This window comes from Phyllobacterium lublinensis (assembly GCF_020164435.1).
In the GTDB taxonomy this organism is placed as follows: Bacteria; Pseudomonadota; Alphaproteobacteria; order Rhizobiales; family Rhizobiaceae; genus Phyllobacterium; species Phyllobacterium lublinensis.
In genome coordinates this window covers 83,561-96,910 of sequence record NZ_JAIUDQ010000015.1, presented here as the reverse complement: position 1 = coordinate 96,910, position 13,350 = coordinate 83,561, and the positions used below count along the sequence as shown (strand labels likewise).

The following is a 13,350-nucleotide window of genomic DNA, read 5'->3' as shown; positions in this document are numbered from 1 at the left end:
CGCCGTCAGGCGAGGACGGCAGTCCCGAAAATCGTGCCAAGAAACTGGTGCAGCCACGCCTTGAGCACAGCATCATGGATCATCCTGCCCTCCAGATGATCCCTGCCGTGCTGTGCGCCGCAAAGCGCAAAGCGCTCAGAACCGCGCACAACCCAGCGCTGCATCATCGCTCGCGTTAATTCCGCGTGGAACTGCACGCCCCAGGCATTCCTGCCATATCGAAACGCCTGGTTGGGATAGTTTGCACCAGTCGCAAGCAGGGTTGCCGACCGGGGCAGCTCGAAACCCTCACGATGGAAATGATAGACCATGGAGGGCCAATCCATCAGTGCCTTCCCGGCTGCGGTCGCTTCCAGGGGATACCAGCCGATCTCGACGAGCCCATCGGGGTGCGGCGCGACCCTACCGCCGATATGGTTGGCAAGCATCTGCGCTCCAAGGCAGATACCGAGGAATGGCTTGTCTTCTTTTAAGGGAACCTCGAGCCATTCGGTTTCGCTGCGGACGAAATCCTCCGGATCATTGGCGCTCATGGGGCCGCCAAAAATGACAGCGCCCGCGTGATCTTCCAGTGTATCCGGGAGCGGATCGCCGAGAGGAGGCCGCCGGATATCGAGGGCAAAACCGGCTTCGACCAGCAGGTGCCCTACTCTCCCGGGACTGGACCTTTCCTGATGCAACACCGTCAGGATTTTCGGACGTCTCGGTTGGCGGCTTTCCATCCAGTCGGTCTGGAACATCCCTCTCGGTCCTATTCCTCTTGTACCGCTTGCTTGGCGCGAAGCGCGGCCTGCTGTTTCATTGTCACGCGATCACGCGTAGAGACACCAATCAATTCGGCGACTCGCCAGACGATGTTGTCCTCCAGTTCGTGCGCACTTCCATCGGCGTAAACGACATCCCACATGAGCTCGATGAATCGGATGCGTGCCGCCTCGTCAAGGTTGCGCTTGATGATGCTGGTGAAACTATAAAGGTCTACCGCCTCCTGATCTGCCTGCTCGCTATCGTCAAGCAGGCGTTTCAACGCTTCGCCCTTCAGGCCGTAAGCTTCCGAAATAAGCTTCGAAACGCGCTCGCGCTCAATCCCGAGGCGCTCGCCGTCCGCATCCATGACGTGGAACAGCAGTGCCGCCGCTGCAAGACGCGGATCATTTCTGGAAAAATGCCCCTTGTCGTTTTCTCCGGACGGCAGGGATTTGAAAAACGTCACAAGGCGGTCGAGCATATGGGAATGTCTTTCAGGTTTTACCACAGGCGGTGTTGATCAACAGATATCGCGACTGCACAGTTCCCGCCACTGTTCATCTTGCCGCAAAGCACCGTTGAACATCTCCGCAATCAGAACAGCCGGAATTTCTTGACCGATCGCTCCGCTTCGTCCTCGGGTCTGACGCCCGGATCGTCAGGTACGGGAAAGGCGAGGTCTTCGTCTTTTTCCAGTGAATCGCCTTTCTTTTCGGGCAATGGTGGCAAAACCGATGCGATTCTCTCGCCCCCGTCCGGTTCCGCAGGCGTCAAGCCGCTCTGCTTCCCCGCCTTCGCGCGCGGCTCGAGCAACACGACTTCGGCATCCACAATATCGTCCTTGTCGATGCGTACTTCCGAACGGGCCGGGTTGACCTCCGTTGCGATTGATTTTGCCGGGAACAGCGGTTTCAAATCTTCGCGTGGGTGTGCTGGCCGGACAGGCTCGGCAGCAAGGGCCTCGTCAAAGTCCTCGCGATAATCAATTACCGGCCCGAGATGTTCGACCGGAACTCTCCATTCAAACGCGTCAAGCTTGCCAGTAACCGGAGACGCGGGTGCCCAGCGATCGGATACGTAACCATCTGCTGTCCAGGCCGGGTCGCGTGGTGCCTTCACTGCGCGCGACAACCACTGGCGCACGCGGCCCTCATCGCCGGTCTGGGCTTCCTCGATATCGGCCAGCAACAGATAGGCGCTTTCTCGTGGCGCAGAGCGCAGCACAGCCTCCGCCGCTTCGCGGGCCTCCTTCAGTTCGCCCGCCCCGAGCGCCGCCTGCGCTATGGCAAGACTGGACTCCGGGTGATGCGGGTAAAGCGCAGCCAAATGCCGCGCCCGCTTCAAACGGTCGATCGCTGAATCGCCGAGCCGGGCATGAACATAGGTTTCCGCTACTTCCGGGTGCGGCTGCTTCTTCCAGGTATATTCAAGGATCTTCGATCCCTTGCGCAGGTCGCCCTGCTGGAACAGCGCCTTGGCAGCGATGATAGCGGCCGGCACCAGATCCGGAGCGAGCTTGTTTGCTTCGACAGCAATCGTCTTGGCGCTTAGCGGATCAGCCTCGAACATTTCCATTGCCTTGGCCGTCAGCAGCACGGCACGCTCGCGCTTGGCTTTGTCCTTGTCGATCTGCTTGGTGGCCTTTTGCTTCTCCAGAAGCAGCAGCGCCCCATCCCAGTCACCATGCGTCGTTTTCTGGCCGAGGGCAGCCGAGGCCGCCCATTCGACATTGGGCGCCAGCAATGCTGCTTCCTCGGCATAGTGACGGGAGGCGTCCCGTGCTCCGAGCCGCTGGGCTTCCAGATAAAGTCCGCGCAGGCCAAGAAGCTTTGTTTCCGGATCGTCAAGCATGGCCTCGAATTTGGCGCGGGCATCGTCCGCTCGGCCCTCCAGCATGGCCGCCTGCGCATCGAGCAGCTTGATCAGTGGCTCCTGATCGACATTCAACAATTTCTCCGCCTGACCGATCATGCGCCGGGCAGTCTGTCCATCGCCCGCGCCTGCGGCGATCAGACCCGTGGACAGCGACTGGTAGCCGCGGTCCCGCTTGCGTGCGCGAAAATGCCTGCGCAGTGCATAGGGCGATGCAACGACGCTCTTGATGATCCACCAGGTGAGCATGACCGCAGCCACGATGGCGACAATCGCCGATGCGGCCACCATCAGTGTAACCTTGTATTGCATGCCGCCGAAGGTGATCACGAGATCACCGGGGCGGTCGGCGAGCCATGCAAAGCCAATACCCAGCAAGAGAACAACAAGGAAGAAGCATAGAATTCGGATCATGATTTGCTCGCTCCTAATTGGCCACTGGTGCTTTGATACCGGCCAGCGCGTCAGACAGAGCCTTTGAAACGAGCTGTCCCGCGGACTGGCGCGCCTTCATGGCATTGGCGAAATCCACGGATACGGCCTTGGCGTTTTCGGGCAGCTTTTCCCACTCCGCGATGGCGGCATCGAGGTCGCCTGCGTTCAGATGCGCCTCGATGCGGGCGGTGATTGCATCGACTCCCTCACCCTCAATCATCCCGACCGGACGGGCCTGGACCAGGCTCTCAGCGCTCGCCCACAACCTGTCCAACACACCGGAATTAGGGTCCGCATGGTGGGTGGTAGCAATGATTTTCGGGGCTACGTCGTCAAACTGCGTCGCCAGCATGCTGACTGTCGGCACACCCTTGGCGGCGGCCGCACGAAGACCTTCAACGGCGGCGGGATCCTGGGCTACCGCGGCGTAGGTGTCCAGTTCCGCTCCGAACGGCTCACCACGTTCAATGGCTGCCTTCAGACCGGTCGCGGCCATGGCAAGCGCCATATTGGTCTGGCCGGATGTGTCATTGACCTTGGCCTCCAATGCATTGAGTCTTTCCGTCGCGCCGGAAACAGCACCGTCTGCATGTTCCGCAGTCTGTTGGCTGGCACTCAGCCGTGTTTCGAGTGCTGCGATACGCTCATCGATGGCGCTGGTGTCGACACCTGTGCCGGCGGTGGCATACTTTTGAATGTCGGCAATGCTTTGTTTGATCGAACTGATCTGGTCCGAAAGGCCAGTCATTTGACCGAGCGCCTGCCTGGCGTTTTCCACCGCGCCATTCAGCGCCACCTGCGCGCCTTCGTCGAGTGTCTGACCTACCGGCGGGGCGTTTCGCAATTCGGCGACCTGCTGCTCCAGAGCCGAAATATCCACCCCGGGAGAAGGTAATATTCCGGTCCACTGCAAAGCAGCGGCACCGAGCAGAGCAACAAGGCCGCCAATGACACCAGATGCCAGACGACCGATCAAATCATTCGATGCTTGCCTTGATGCCTCCACCGGGCGCTCCTTGCTGGCAGCGGCAGAAAATTGCTCGTACTGCTGTTCAGCCGGCGAGTCTGACATTTCGGGTTGCGTGTCAACCTGATTGATCGGGCTATCGCCGGCCGACTCCGGCGTCGCTAGTTTCATGCCAATCTCCGGATCGAAGCCGACTGGCTCTGGCCGGGGCACGCTATCGGGGGCAGCCTTGGTCCCGGGGACGGGCGAGGGTTCCAATTCGATGGTCACCGGCTTGCGGGCAGATTTCGAATGACGAGGAACGGAGGGTCGGGCCATGCTATGATTCTCTCGGTCTTGCTCTGATCTAAAGGAGGCTAGCAAGGAAGTATCGCCAACGAAACGGTACAATTTTGCGATGGTCGGGACAGTGAGAACTATACGCGTGATATCAGCTCAAGGAGGGCGCTCTCGTCTGGCCTGTCCGAGACATGGATCAGGCTTCTGTCGAGGCCAGCAAGTGCCTCCGCTATTCGTGACGAAAGGCAGAAAACAGGTGTTCTATCAAAGTGATGAGCAATTTCTTCCCGCCTCATCAGGCGCATGAACTCTTCCGCGCCCCAGTGGGAATAGACCAGACAGCAATCAATTCTTCCTGCGCTGAAAAATTTCACCAAAAACTCAGTTGTATAACTGACTGAAACGGTATCATAGGTCTTCAACGTTCGGTAATGGACACCGGCTTTGCGCAATGTCGCTTCGAAAGCCGGCGCTCGGACACGGCCCGTCAGATAGAGGATGCGATGTTTCGTGCAAAGCTCCTCGATCACGGTCTGCGCCAGCGATGAGCCGTCCCCGTCCCCGGTCGTGACGGTTTCGAAGCCCCGCGCGCGCGCCGCCGCCGCCGTCGCTTCGCCAACGACGAAGCAGGGCAGCTTGAGCAGAGGCTCCAGCGTCTGGTCCGGAGCCTGTCGCAATGCGCTTGCGCTCGTCACGGCAACGGCGTGGAATGTGCCGTCCGGATGTTTCGCAGGCAGCGAAACGATCTCTGTCAACGGCAAGACCATTGGCAGGAAGCCGCCGCACAGCAAGCGTTCGGCGGTTTTGGTCGCGCCAGGCTGGGGGCGTGTGACCAAAACCGTACGCATTTCTAGAGCCAATCCGTGAAGAAATGTGCCCCCGCCTGTTTCCTGATGCGCAAAGCTGCATCCCGGCCAATGCCCATGGCATCGGAGAGCGTTCCCTCTCCCGTCACTTCATGAACTTCGCTGCCGTCCGGCAAAAGGATCATTCCATGGAACTGCAATCGATCGCCCGACACGGTAGCAAGACCGGCTATTGGCGTCCGGCATGACCCGTCGAGGCCGGCAAGGAAGGCGCGTTCGCAGACGAGAGCAGTTGATGTGGGCCGGTGATTGAGTGGCCCAAGCAGCGCATCTATCCGCTGATCACCGATGCGGCTTTCCACTGTAATCGCCCCCTGTCCGGGCGCTGGCGGAAAGGTTTTGACATCCATCAATTCTGTAGCAGCTTCCCCAAGACCCAGACGGCGCAACCCGGCATAGGCGAGAAAAGTCGCGTCAACGTCGCCAGCGTCAAGTTTACGCAGGCGCGTCTCGACGTTGCCGCGAAAATTGACCACTTTGAGGTCAGGGCGGGCACGCCGGATCAGTGCCTGGCGTCGCAAGGAAGCAGACCCGACAACCGCTCCATGCGGCAGATCAAGCAATCGCTTGACGTCCCGGCCGATGAACGCATCGCGCGGGTCTTCACGCTCCAAAAAGATTGAAAGGTGCAGGCCTTCGGGCAGGAATGTCGGCATATCCTTGGATGAATGAACAGCAAGATCGATACGACCATCGGCCAGCTGCTCTTCGATCTCAAGCGTAAACAGACCCTTGCCGCCAACTTCCGCCAATGGACGGTCCTGAATACGATCGCCACTCGTGGAAATGACGACGATGTCGATTTCGTCCTCGCGCAGCCCATGCGCTCTAATTAGTCTGTCACGCGTCTCACGGGCTTGTGCAAGCGCAAGCGCACTCCCACGTGTACCGATCTTGAGCGTTTTTGTTTGCATTGGCCGCTGTCCGTGTTACGCGAGTTCAGTTTGGAACGTCTAATAACGGGCTTCCCCTCGACGGGCAATGCGTCGAAGGATATCAGGTTTTATCGATGCGTGTTCTAGGTATTGAGACAAGTTGTGACGAAACAGCTGCCGCGATTGTCGAACGTGACGACGAGGGCAACGGACGCATCTTGTCGAGCATCGTTTTGAGCCAGATTGCCGATCACGCGCCCTATGGTGGCGTTGTACCGGAAATCGCTGCGCGCGCCCATGTCGAAGTGCTCGACCGGCTGATCGACCAGGCATTGCACGAGGCACACATCACGCTGAACGAGGTGGACGCGGTGGCAGCGACCGCAGGTCCCGGCCTGGTAGGCGGGTTGATCGTGGGACTGATGACCGGGAAAGCGATCGCCATGGCGGCGCAAAAGCCGTTCTATGCGGTCAATCACCTTGAAGGCCACGCACTTACGCCGCGCCTTACAGACCGGATTGATTTTCCCTATCTGCTTCTGCTGGTCTCCGGCGGCCACACGCAGATGGTGCTGGTCAAGGGACTTGGCAATTATGAGCGGCTTGGCACAACCATCGATGACGCACTGGGGGAGGCATTCGACAAGACCGCCAAACTGCTCGGACTTCCCTATCCCGGCGGACCAGAAGTTGAGAGGGCGGCACTTCGGGGCGACCCCTCCCGTTTCACACTGCCGCGCCCACTGAAGGGTGAGGAGCGTCTTGATTTCTCGTTCTCTGGCCTGAAAACAGCTGTCCGCCAGTTGGCGACGTCGCTCGAGCCGCTATCGGCAGTCGACGTCGACGATATTTGTGCAGCATTCCAGACCGCCGTCGCCGAAACTCTCGAAGATCGCGTGTCCCGGTCTCTGCTGCGATTCCGGCAAACGTTCCCAGACGTCGAGAAGCCCGCACTGGTCGTCGCAGGCGGCGTCGCCGCAAACAATGTTTTGCGCACTGGTTTGCAAAAGCTATGCTCGGAGCGTGGCTTCCGTTTTATCGCGCCACCGCTGGCGCTGTGCACCGATAATGCGGCAATGATTGCCTGGGCAGGCGCGGAGCGGGCCAACGAGAATGCACCTGCCGATTCACTTGATATTGCGCCCCGCTCGCGATGGCCTCTAGATATGCAGTCGGCGCCCTTGATTGGCGCCGGCAGAAGGGGTGCAAAGGCATGAGCAGCCAGCCCACGATCGCAGTACTCGGCGGCGGTGCCTGGGGCACGGCCCTCGGTAGCATGGCAGCATCGAACGGCAATGCGGTGCGTCTTTACGCGCGCGATGCTTCAACCGTTGACTCGATCAACCGAAATCACCGCAACAACACTTACCTGCCCGACATCGATCTCCATCCGATGTTGAAGGCCAGCACCAATGCCGAGGAGGTCATGAGCAACAGTGACCTGATCCTTTGTGTCGTACCAGCCCAATCCCTGGCCGAGGCGATGGATGAATGGAAAGACGTGATTCCGGTCGCAACGCCGCTTGTCGTCTGCGCCAAGGGCATTGAGCGCAAGAGCGGACTGCTTATGTCGGAGCTCGTCGCGCGAATTTTGCCCGGCCATTCGCTTGGAGCCCTGTCGGGGCCAAGTTTTGCTACCGATGTGGCTAAAGGATTGCCAACAGCGGTTACCGTGGCTGCCAACAGCCGAGCTCTTGCCGACCGTATTGCACTGATGTTGTCCGGCCCGACATTCCGCTGTTATTCGACCGATGATCTGACCGGTGTGGAGGTTGGTGGAGCGCTGAAGAACGTGCTTGCCATCGCTGCTGGTGCGGCAGTCGGACGGGGATTCGGAGCAAGTGCCCAGGCAGCTCTTGTTACGCGCGGATTTGTCGAGTTGCGGCGCATCGGGAACGCGCTCGGCGCCAAACCGGAAACGATCATGGGTCTCTCCGGCCTCGGTGACCTGATGCTGACCTGCTCGACCCCGCAATCGCGCAATTATTCCTACGGTCTTGCCCTCGGCCGCGGCGAAGATCTGGCCGGCCGGCCACTGGCGGAGGGTGTTGCCACAGCCGCTGTGGCTGTTGAACTCGCCGCCCGCAACAATATTGAGGCGCCGATCATCGCGGCCGTGGCGGAAATCCTGGACCGCCGCATCACCATTGATGAAGCCATGGAAGCTTTGCTTGCGCGTCCGCTCAAGAATGAAGACTGAACCCGGAGACGACGAATGCTCTATGCCCTCCTTTGCACCGACAGGCCCGACCACCTCCAGGTGCGCCTTGACACACGCACGGCTCATCTGAACTATTTGAATGGCTTAGGTGATCGATTGAAATTTGCCGGACCGTTCCTGGACGATGATGGGAAACCCAATGGCAGTCTTGTCGTGATCGATGCGAGCGATGTCGCAGCGGCAAGGTCAATTGCCGCTGGCGATCCCTACGCCAAGGCTGGTCTTTTCGCATCAGTTGATATCCGCCCATGGAACTGGGCAATCAAGAATCCGGACAGCAAATAGGGCTCCAAGATGGCATTCTGGCTTTTCAAATCCGAACCGGACGCATGGTCGTGGGACAAGCAAAAGGCGGCTGGCGCCAAGGGCACCGAATGGACCGGCGTGCGCAACTACCAAGCGCGCAACAATATGCGTGCCATGCAAATCGGGGACAAGGGCTTCTTCTACCATTCCAATGATGGGTTGGAGGTGGTTGGCATTGTCGAAGTCTGTGCCTTGGTGCATCATGATTCGACGACGGACGATCCTCGCTGGGAGTGTGTCGATATCCGCGCCGTCAAGGACGTGCCTGTGCCGGTGACCCTCAAAGACGTCAAGGCCAATCCAAAACTGGAAAAGATGGCTCTGGTTACGTCGATGCGTCTTTCCGTACAGCCGGTTACAGCCGACGAATGGAAAGAAGTCTGCCGTATGGGCGGACTGGTTCCGGCGCCGGAATGACTTTTGCCGATGGATGAGCTTGTTCTCGACCCTGCCTCCGATCGTTTTCGCCGGTTCGTCCTGGCCAACACGGTTCTCCAAACCCCGCCGCACGTCCCGGAAATAAAGCTCCACCTTGCCGATGAAGCCCATGATCTTTGGCACCGGACAGAAGAAGAGCTCGCAACGCTCGGACTGCCACCGCCATTCTGGGCTTTCGCCTGGGCAGGCGGGCAAGGCGTGGCGCGTTATGTGCTCGACCATCCCGCGTCGGTTTCGGATGCGATGGTGCTTGATTTTGCATCAGGCTCCGGACTTGTCGGCATTGCGGCGTATAAGGCGGGGGCGGCTGACACGGTCGCCTGTGATATCGATCAGTTTGCCCGGCAGGCAATAGCACTCAATGCGGAGGCGAATCGGGCAGTCCTTAACATCAGAATCGAGGATCTGATTGGCACGGATGGCGGCTGGGATGTGATCCTCGCAGGTGACGTCTTCTACGACAAGATGATGGCAGACCAGCTGACACCCTGGTTTGCGCGCCTTGCAAGGCGCGGCGCCCGTATCATCATCGGTGATCCCGGCCGATCCTATCTTCCCAAGGACATGCTCGAGCCGCTTGCAGTCTATTCGGTTGCAGTGACCCGGGCTCTTGAAGACTCCGAGGTCAAGCGAACGACCGTCTGGCGCCTCAAGGGCTAGCGCAACACGCGAATAACGGTTTTGCCGGAAAGATGTGGCAGGAGCCGGTCCATATCGGCCCGGCTCAGAGCAATGCAACCTTCCGTTGGCGTATAACCCTGCCGTGCAAGATGGAAGAAGATGGCGCTGCCTTTGGTACGGCGTCGCGGCTTTATGTTCCAGTCCATGACGATGCAAACATCGTACAGATTGTCCTTGCGCCACATCGTCTCGTGGCTCGCCGCATATGGTATGCGGACCCTGCGGTTGTAGTTCCGATCACTGCTGACCTCGCACCAGCCATCATTGCTCCGCAGTTGACGCAACTGCAGGGAACTGGGGCCGGTGACGTTCTTGTCAGGGCGCTTGAATCCATAGAGAAGGCGCATCCGCGCCAGGGGTGTCCCGCCGTCACCCTCACGCTTGAACGCTGTGATTCCGCCCTTGCCCAGCGCGCAACGCAGAATCACATTGCCAGCGATCATCTGACCCTGGCTTGGATGACCGGGCCGCGGGCGAACGTCAATCAATTTCAATGACCTGCGACTCATGCGTGCCTCATAAAAAGCATTTTTGTATCAGACTGATGCGCTGCATAACCAATATCAAGTCGATGCTCTATCTTTCCTGTCTAATTCGACTTAAATTCCAACCACTTCTTTCCAGTTGCGGGAGATCTGATGACAGCGCGTACCATTCTTATCGTCGACGACGATTCGGACCTGCGGGCAATTCTGGTTGAGCAGTTGAGCCTTTATGAAGAATTCCAGATCATAGAGGAAGATAACGCCACCAAGGGTGTCCAGGCAGCACGAAACGGGGTTGTCGATCTATTGATCATGGATGTCGGCCTTCCCGACATGGATGGACGCGAGGCGGTAAAACTGCTTCGCAAGGGCGGGTTCAAGGCTCCAGTCATCATGCTGACCGGGCACGATACCGATTCGGATACCATTCTGGGTCTGGAGTCGGGGGCAAACGACTACGTAACGAAACCGTTCCGGTTTGCAGTGCTGCTGGCGCGAATTCGTGCACAGCTACGTCAGCACGAACAGAGTGAAGACGCCACTTTCGTCGTTGGGCCCTACACGTTCAAGCCCGGACAGAAGATGCTGATCGACGCCAAGGGTGGCAAGATCAGGCTTACCGAGAAGGAAGTCGCCATTATAAAATATCTTTACCGTGCGGGTGGTAAGGTCATCACCCGTGACGTTCTACTGGAGGAAGTTTGGGGTTACAATTCGGGGGTGACCACGCACACGCTGGAAACCCACGTCTATAGGTTGCGGCAGAAAATTGAGCACGATCCGTCGAATTCGACCATACTTGTCACCGAAAGCGGGGGATACAAGCTCATTCCTTGATGCCGATGGGGCCAATCTAGGTATATGTCTGTAATTGCATGGCAATTGAAGATGATATTCGCATTCTGGAGACTGTGGGGCTGTTCGAGACGTTTACGCGCGACCAGTTGCGATTGCTTGCCTTCGGAACCGAGCGGCTCGTCCTGAGGGAGGGCCGGGAGCTTTACCGCGAAGGCCAATCCGCCGATTGCGCCTATGTCATTGATCGCGGTGAGATTTCTCTGTTTCGCGAAGGGCCTTCCGGCCGCGTCGTGTTGAAGAATGTCGGGCCGGGCGCCGTCCTCGGCGAGATGGCGATCATCGCCCAGACAAAGCGGTTGACCAGCGCCATGGCCGAAACCGAGACGGAGGTCATCCGGCTCAACCGTTCGCTTTTCAGGCGTATCCTTGAGGAATACCCCGATATTGCCGCCGCCTTGCATGATCAGATCGCCGCTGATCTCAGTGAAATGATCGAGGCGATCACCCGATACGAACATCTGTTCGGCGAACGCTAGCACACGCTGCCACCTCATTGTTTCGAGCTGCGGTCGAAATTCTCGGACGAATTCTGCGATTTATTGATTCAGATTGGCGATTTCTTCGCTCAAGCGCGGCTTGTCCCGATTATCAATCCATATTGAATCGGGCGATGACCGGCACGTGGTCCGAAGGACGGTCCCAACCTCGCGCCTCACGCAAGACCGTGATGTCGGTCAGATCATGTTCGAGGTCCGGCGACCCCCAGATGTGATCAAGTCGGCGGCCGCGATCTGCCGCCGCCCAATCGGCAGCACGGTAGCTCCACCAGGTATAGATTTTCTCGGTCGGCGGAATGTGATGGCGCATCAAATCGCTCCACCCGCCATTCGTGCGCAGCGCTTCGAGCCCTTCGGTCTCGATCGGTGTATGACTGACAACCTTCAACAACTGTTTGTGCGACCAGACATCGGTTTCCAGCGGCGCGATGTTGAGATCGCCGACCAGCAGGGACGCGTGTCCATCGCCGTGTACCGCATTCATGGCCTTCATCTCGTCGAGGAAACCAAGTTTGTGAGCGAATTTTGGATTGATCTCCGGGTCGGGCTCATCACCACCCGCGGGAACGTAGAAATTGTGGATGCGCAGCCGTTTTGATCCGGCAGTCACCACCGTGCTCAAGTGCCGGCAATCGGCAATGTTGCAGAACCCCACCCGAGCCGCTTCCTCCAGAGGACGGCGTGATAGCGTTGCAACGCCGTGGTAGCCCTTTTGACCACTGATTTCGACATGTTCATATCCGGCTTCGCGAAAGGCATCGCGCGGAAAGAGATCGTCCGGGCATTTCGTTTCCTGCAGGCAAAGGACGTCCGGCCGATGATCAGCCAGGAATTTCAGGACCAGCGGCAAGCGCAGGCGCACCGAATTGATGTTCCAGGTAGCGACGGAAAAAGGCATGGGATCTCGCGGCGTGAATGGGCTGCTCTAGGCTATTGCGTGGTTCGACAAGCTCACATGAGGGACGGCGATCGTCGCAATCGATAGCCGCCTGTATCGGCGGCTTAACGACACAAAGCCCGCTTCACTCATGTAGAGCTTGGTGAACCACGCATGCGCGTCATGCCAAAAGATTTCGACAGGCGCAAGGCTGCGCTACTTCTTCATGGCAATGCGGGTGTAATCGATCTTGAACATGTCGTCGGCAAAGCGAACACCGGTGCGAACATTTGTTATCATGACCGTCGTATCCAGTCCCTGGGCATCCGTGATTGTCCACTGGCGCAGATCGTACGACTTCGGGTCGAACATCATCGTTATGGTGGAATTGCCAAATACCGACTTGTCACCAAGAACGATCGTGGTCATGTCCGATTCCTGCTTGACCGATTTGACCCGCCCACCGGAAAGGTCGATCTGGTTGCCAAGCAGCAGTTTCAGCGGCGTTTTAGAAAGCGGATAGAGATCCCATGTATCCAGTTTTCGGTTGTTGATCACCACGGAATTGCCGTCCGAGATGACACGTATCGGCGATGGCTTGTTGTAGTTGAAGCGGATCTTGCCGGGCCGTTCGATATAGAACGTGCCCTCGGTCTGCTCGCCGCGCGGGCCGAACTGAACGAAGTCCCCGGTCAGGGTTTTAACACCTGAAAATTTGTTGGCTATCTCTTGCGCCGCGCCTATACCGGCGGGGGCCGCTTGTGCAAGCGCCGGAGCTACCAATGCGGCGCTTGCACCGGCAAGCATCCCCATTCCGACCATGGACGCAACCGCTGAGGCTCTGGCAAGCGAGCCAATGGCGCGAAACGGTGCTCTTGTCTTTTTCATGGTCGTGTCTCCTGTCGTCATGACCTGCTTGTATTCAGCCAGTTTGGCTTCAGTATGG

Annotated in this window: 16 protein-coding genes; 7 read left to right on the top strand and 9 right to left on the bottom strand. The window is 58.4% G+C overall.

From position 1 onward, the window contains the following. Nucleotides 1-5 precede the first annotated feature (5 nt). The 6 genes from K9U38_RS17520 to hemC form a co-directional block, all read right to left on the bottom strand. The gene (locus K9U38_RS17520; RefSeq protein WP_224495639.1) at nucleotides 6-740 is read right to left on the bottom strand and encodes a glutamine amidotransferase; all 735 of its coding nucleotides are present in this window, start codon (nucleotides 738-740) and stop codon (nucleotides 6-8) included. Between the two features lie 11 nt (nucleotides 741-751). Continuing rightward, nucleotides 752-1,228, bottom strand: coding sequence for a tellurite resistance TerB family protein (locus K9U38_RS17515; RefSeq protein WP_224495638.1), 477 nt, complete (start codon nucleotides 1,226-1,228; stop codon nucleotides 752-754). Between the two features lie 113 nt (nucleotides 1,229-1,341). Then, nucleotides 1,342-3,033: a heme biosynthesis protein HemY gene (locus K9U38_RS17510; protein WP_224495637.1), complete on the bottom strand. Its 1,692-nt coding sequence runs from the start codon at nucleotides 3,031-3,033 to the stop codon at nucleotides 1,342-1,344. A 13-nt stretch (nucleotides 3,034-3,046) separates the two neighbouring features. After that, on the bottom strand, nucleotides 3,047-4,339 hold the full coding sequence (locus tag K9U38_RS17505; protein WP_224495636.1) for a COG4223 family protein: 1,293 nt from the start codon (nucleotides 4,337-4,339) through the stop codon (nucleotides 3,047-3,049). A 98-nt stretch (nucleotides 4,340-4,437) separates the two neighbouring features. Further along, nucleotides 4,438-5,148, bottom strand: coding sequence for a uroporphyrinogen-III synthase (locus K9U38_RS17500; RefSeq protein ID WP_224495635.1), 711 nt, complete (start codon nucleotides 5,146-5,148; stop codon nucleotides 4,438-4,440). Nucleotides 5,149-5,150: 2 nt separating this feature from the next. Further along, nucleotides 5,151-6,080, bottom strand: coding sequence for a hydroxymethylbilane synthase (hemC, locus tag K9U38_RS17495; protein ID WP_224495634.1), 930 nt, complete (start codon nucleotides 6,078-6,080; stop codon nucleotides 5,151-5,153). A 95-nt stretch (nucleotides 6,081-6,175) separates the two neighbouring features. On the opposite strand from hemC, the gene tsaD reads away from it, so the two are divergent. Genes tsaD through K9U38_RS17470 form a run of 5 tightly spaced genes read left to right on the top strand, consistent with a single transcriptional unit; the run spans nucleotide 6,176 to nucleotide 9,666 of the window. Further along, a complete protein-coding gene (gene tsaD, locus K9U38_RS17490; protein ID WP_224495633.1) occupies nucleotides 6,176-7,258 on the top strand; it encodes a tRNA (adenosine(37)-N6)-threonylcarbamoyltransferase complex transferase subunit TsaD in 1,083 nt (360 codons plus the stop codon). Further along, a complete protein-coding gene (locus K9U38_RS17485) occupies nucleotides 7,255-8,241 on the top strand; it encodes an NAD(P)H-dependent glycerol-3-phosphate dehydrogenase (protein ID WP_224495632.1) in 987 nt (328 codons plus the stop codon). Before tsaD ends, K9U38_RS17485 begins: the two co-directional genes overlap by 4 nt. 15 nt (nucleotides 8,242-8,256) lie before the next feature. Next, nucleotides 8,257-8,547, top strand: coding sequence for a YciI-like protein (locus K9U38_RS17480; RefSeq protein ID WP_224495631.1), 291 nt, complete (start codon nucleotides 8,257-8,259; stop codon nucleotides 8,545-8,547). A 9-nt stretch (nucleotides 8,548-8,556) separates the two neighbouring features. Beyond that, entirely contained in the window at nucleotides 8,557-8,985 is a 429-nt protein-coding gene (locus K9U38_RS17475) for an EVE domain-containing protein (protein ID WP_224495630.1), read from the top strand. Nucleotides 8,986-8,994: 9 nt separating this feature from the next. Continuing rightward, nucleotides 8,995-9,666, top strand: coding sequence for a class I SAM-dependent methyltransferase (locus K9U38_RS17470; protein ID WP_224495629.1), 672 nt, complete (start codon nucleotides 8,995-8,997; stop codon nucleotides 9,664-9,666). On the opposite strand, the gene K9U38_RS17465 is transcribed toward K9U38_RS17470, so the two are convergent. Further along, complete coding sequence (locus tag K9U38_RS17465) at nucleotides 9,663-10,196, bottom strand: L,D-transpeptidase family protein (RefSeq protein WP_224495628.1); 534 nt, start codon at nucleotides 10,194-10,196, stop codon at nucleotides 9,663-9,665. The genes K9U38_RS17470 and K9U38_RS17465 overlap by 4 nt on opposite strands. Before the next feature lie 129 nt (nucleotides 10,197-10,325). Between K9U38_RS17465 and K9U38_RS17460 the strand changes: the two genes are divergently transcribed. Further along, nucleotides 10,326-11,009, top strand: coding sequence for a response regulator transcription factor (locus tag K9U38_RS17460; protein ID WP_106712663.1), 684 nt, complete (start codon nucleotides 10,326-10,328; stop codon nucleotides 11,007-11,009). Between the two features lie 38 nt (nucleotides 11,010-11,047). Then, complete coding sequence (locus K9U38_RS17455; protein WP_224495627.1) at nucleotides 11,048-11,506, top strand: cyclic nucleotide-binding domain-containing protein; 459 nt, start codon at nucleotides 11,048-11,050, stop codon at nucleotides 11,504-11,506. A 112-nt stretch (nucleotides 11,507-11,618) separates the two neighbouring features. Here the strand turns inward: K9U38_RS17455 and K9U38_RS17450 are convergent, their stop codons facing one another. Continuing rightward, a complete protein-coding gene (locus K9U38_RS17450; protein ID WP_224495626.1) occupies nucleotides 11,619-12,425 on the bottom strand; it encodes an exodeoxyribonuclease III in 807 nt (268 codons plus the stop codon). Between the two features lie 195 nt (nucleotides 12,426-12,620). Then, a complete protein-coding gene (locus K9U38_RS17445) occupies nucleotides 12,621-13,292 on the bottom strand; it encodes an outer membrane lipoprotein carrier protein LolA (protein ID WP_224495625.1) in 672 nt (223 codons plus the stop codon). Between the last annotated feature and the right edge of the window lie 58 nt (nucleotides 13,293-13,350).

Bases quoted from the DNA above. Each gene is read 5' to 3' on its own strand.
- K9U38_RS17520 (WP_224495639.1), bottom strand. From the start codon at position 740: ATGTTCCAGACCGACTGGATGGAAAGCCGCCAACCGAGACGTCCGAAA.
- K9U38_RS17515 (WP_224495638.1), bottom strand. From the start codon at position 1,228: ATGCTCGACCGCCTTGTGACGTTTTTCAAATCCCTGCCGTCCGGAGAA.
- K9U38_RS17510 (WP_224495637.1), bottom strand. From the start codon at position 3,033: ATGATCCGAATTCTATGCTTCTTCCTTGTTGTTCTCTTGCTGGGTATT.
- K9U38_RS17505 (WP_224495636.1), bottom strand. From the start codon at position 4,339: ATGGCCCGACCCTCCGTTCCTCGTCATTCGAAATCTGCCCGCAAGCCG.
- K9U38_RS17500 (WP_224495635.1), bottom strand. From the start codon at position 5,148: ATGCGTACGGTTTTGGTCACACGCCCCCAGCCTGGCGCGACCAAAACC.
- hemC (WP_224495634.1), bottom strand. From the start codon at position 6,080: ATGCAAACAAAAACGCTCAAGATCGGTACACGTGGGAGTGCGCTTGCG.
- tsaD (WP_224495633.1), top strand. From the start codon at position 6,176: ATGCGTGTTCTAGGTATTGAGACAAGTTGTGACGAAACAGCTGCCGCG.
- K9U38_RS17485 (WP_224495632.1), top strand. From the start codon at position 7,255: ATGAGCAGCCAGCCCACGATCGCAGTACTCGGCGGCGGTGCCTGGGGC.
- K9U38_RS17480 (WP_224495631.1), top strand. From the start codon at position 8,257: ATGCTCTATGCCCTCCTTTGCACCGACAGGCCCGACCACCTCCAGGTG.
- K9U38_RS17475 (WP_224495630.1), top strand. From the start codon at position 8,557: ATGGCATTCTGGCTTTTCAAATCCGAACCGGACGCATGGTCGTGGGAC.
- K9U38_RS17470 (WP_224495629.1), top strand. From the start codon at position 8,995: ATGGATGAGCTTGTTCTCGACCCTGCCTCCGATCGTTTTCGCCGGTTC.
- K9U38_RS17465 (WP_224495628.1), bottom strand. From the start codon at position 10,196: ATGAGTCGCAGGTCATTGAAATTGATTGACGTTCGCCCGCGGCCCGGT.
- K9U38_RS17460 (WP_106712663.1), top strand. From the start codon at position 10,326: ATGACAGCGCGTACCATTCTTATCGTCGACGACGATTCGGACCTGCGG.
- K9U38_RS17455 (WP_224495627.1), top strand. From the start codon at position 11,048: ATGGCAATTGAAGATGATATTCGCATTCTGGAGACTGTGGGGCTGTTC.
- K9U38_RS17450 (WP_224495626.1), bottom strand. From the start codon at position 12,425: ATGCCTTTTTCCGTCGCTACCTGGAACATCAATTCGGTGCGCCTGCGC.
- K9U38_RS17445 (WP_224495625.1), bottom strand. From the start codon at position 13,292: ATGAAAAAGACAAGAGCACCGTTTCGCGCCATTGGCTCGCTTGCCAGA.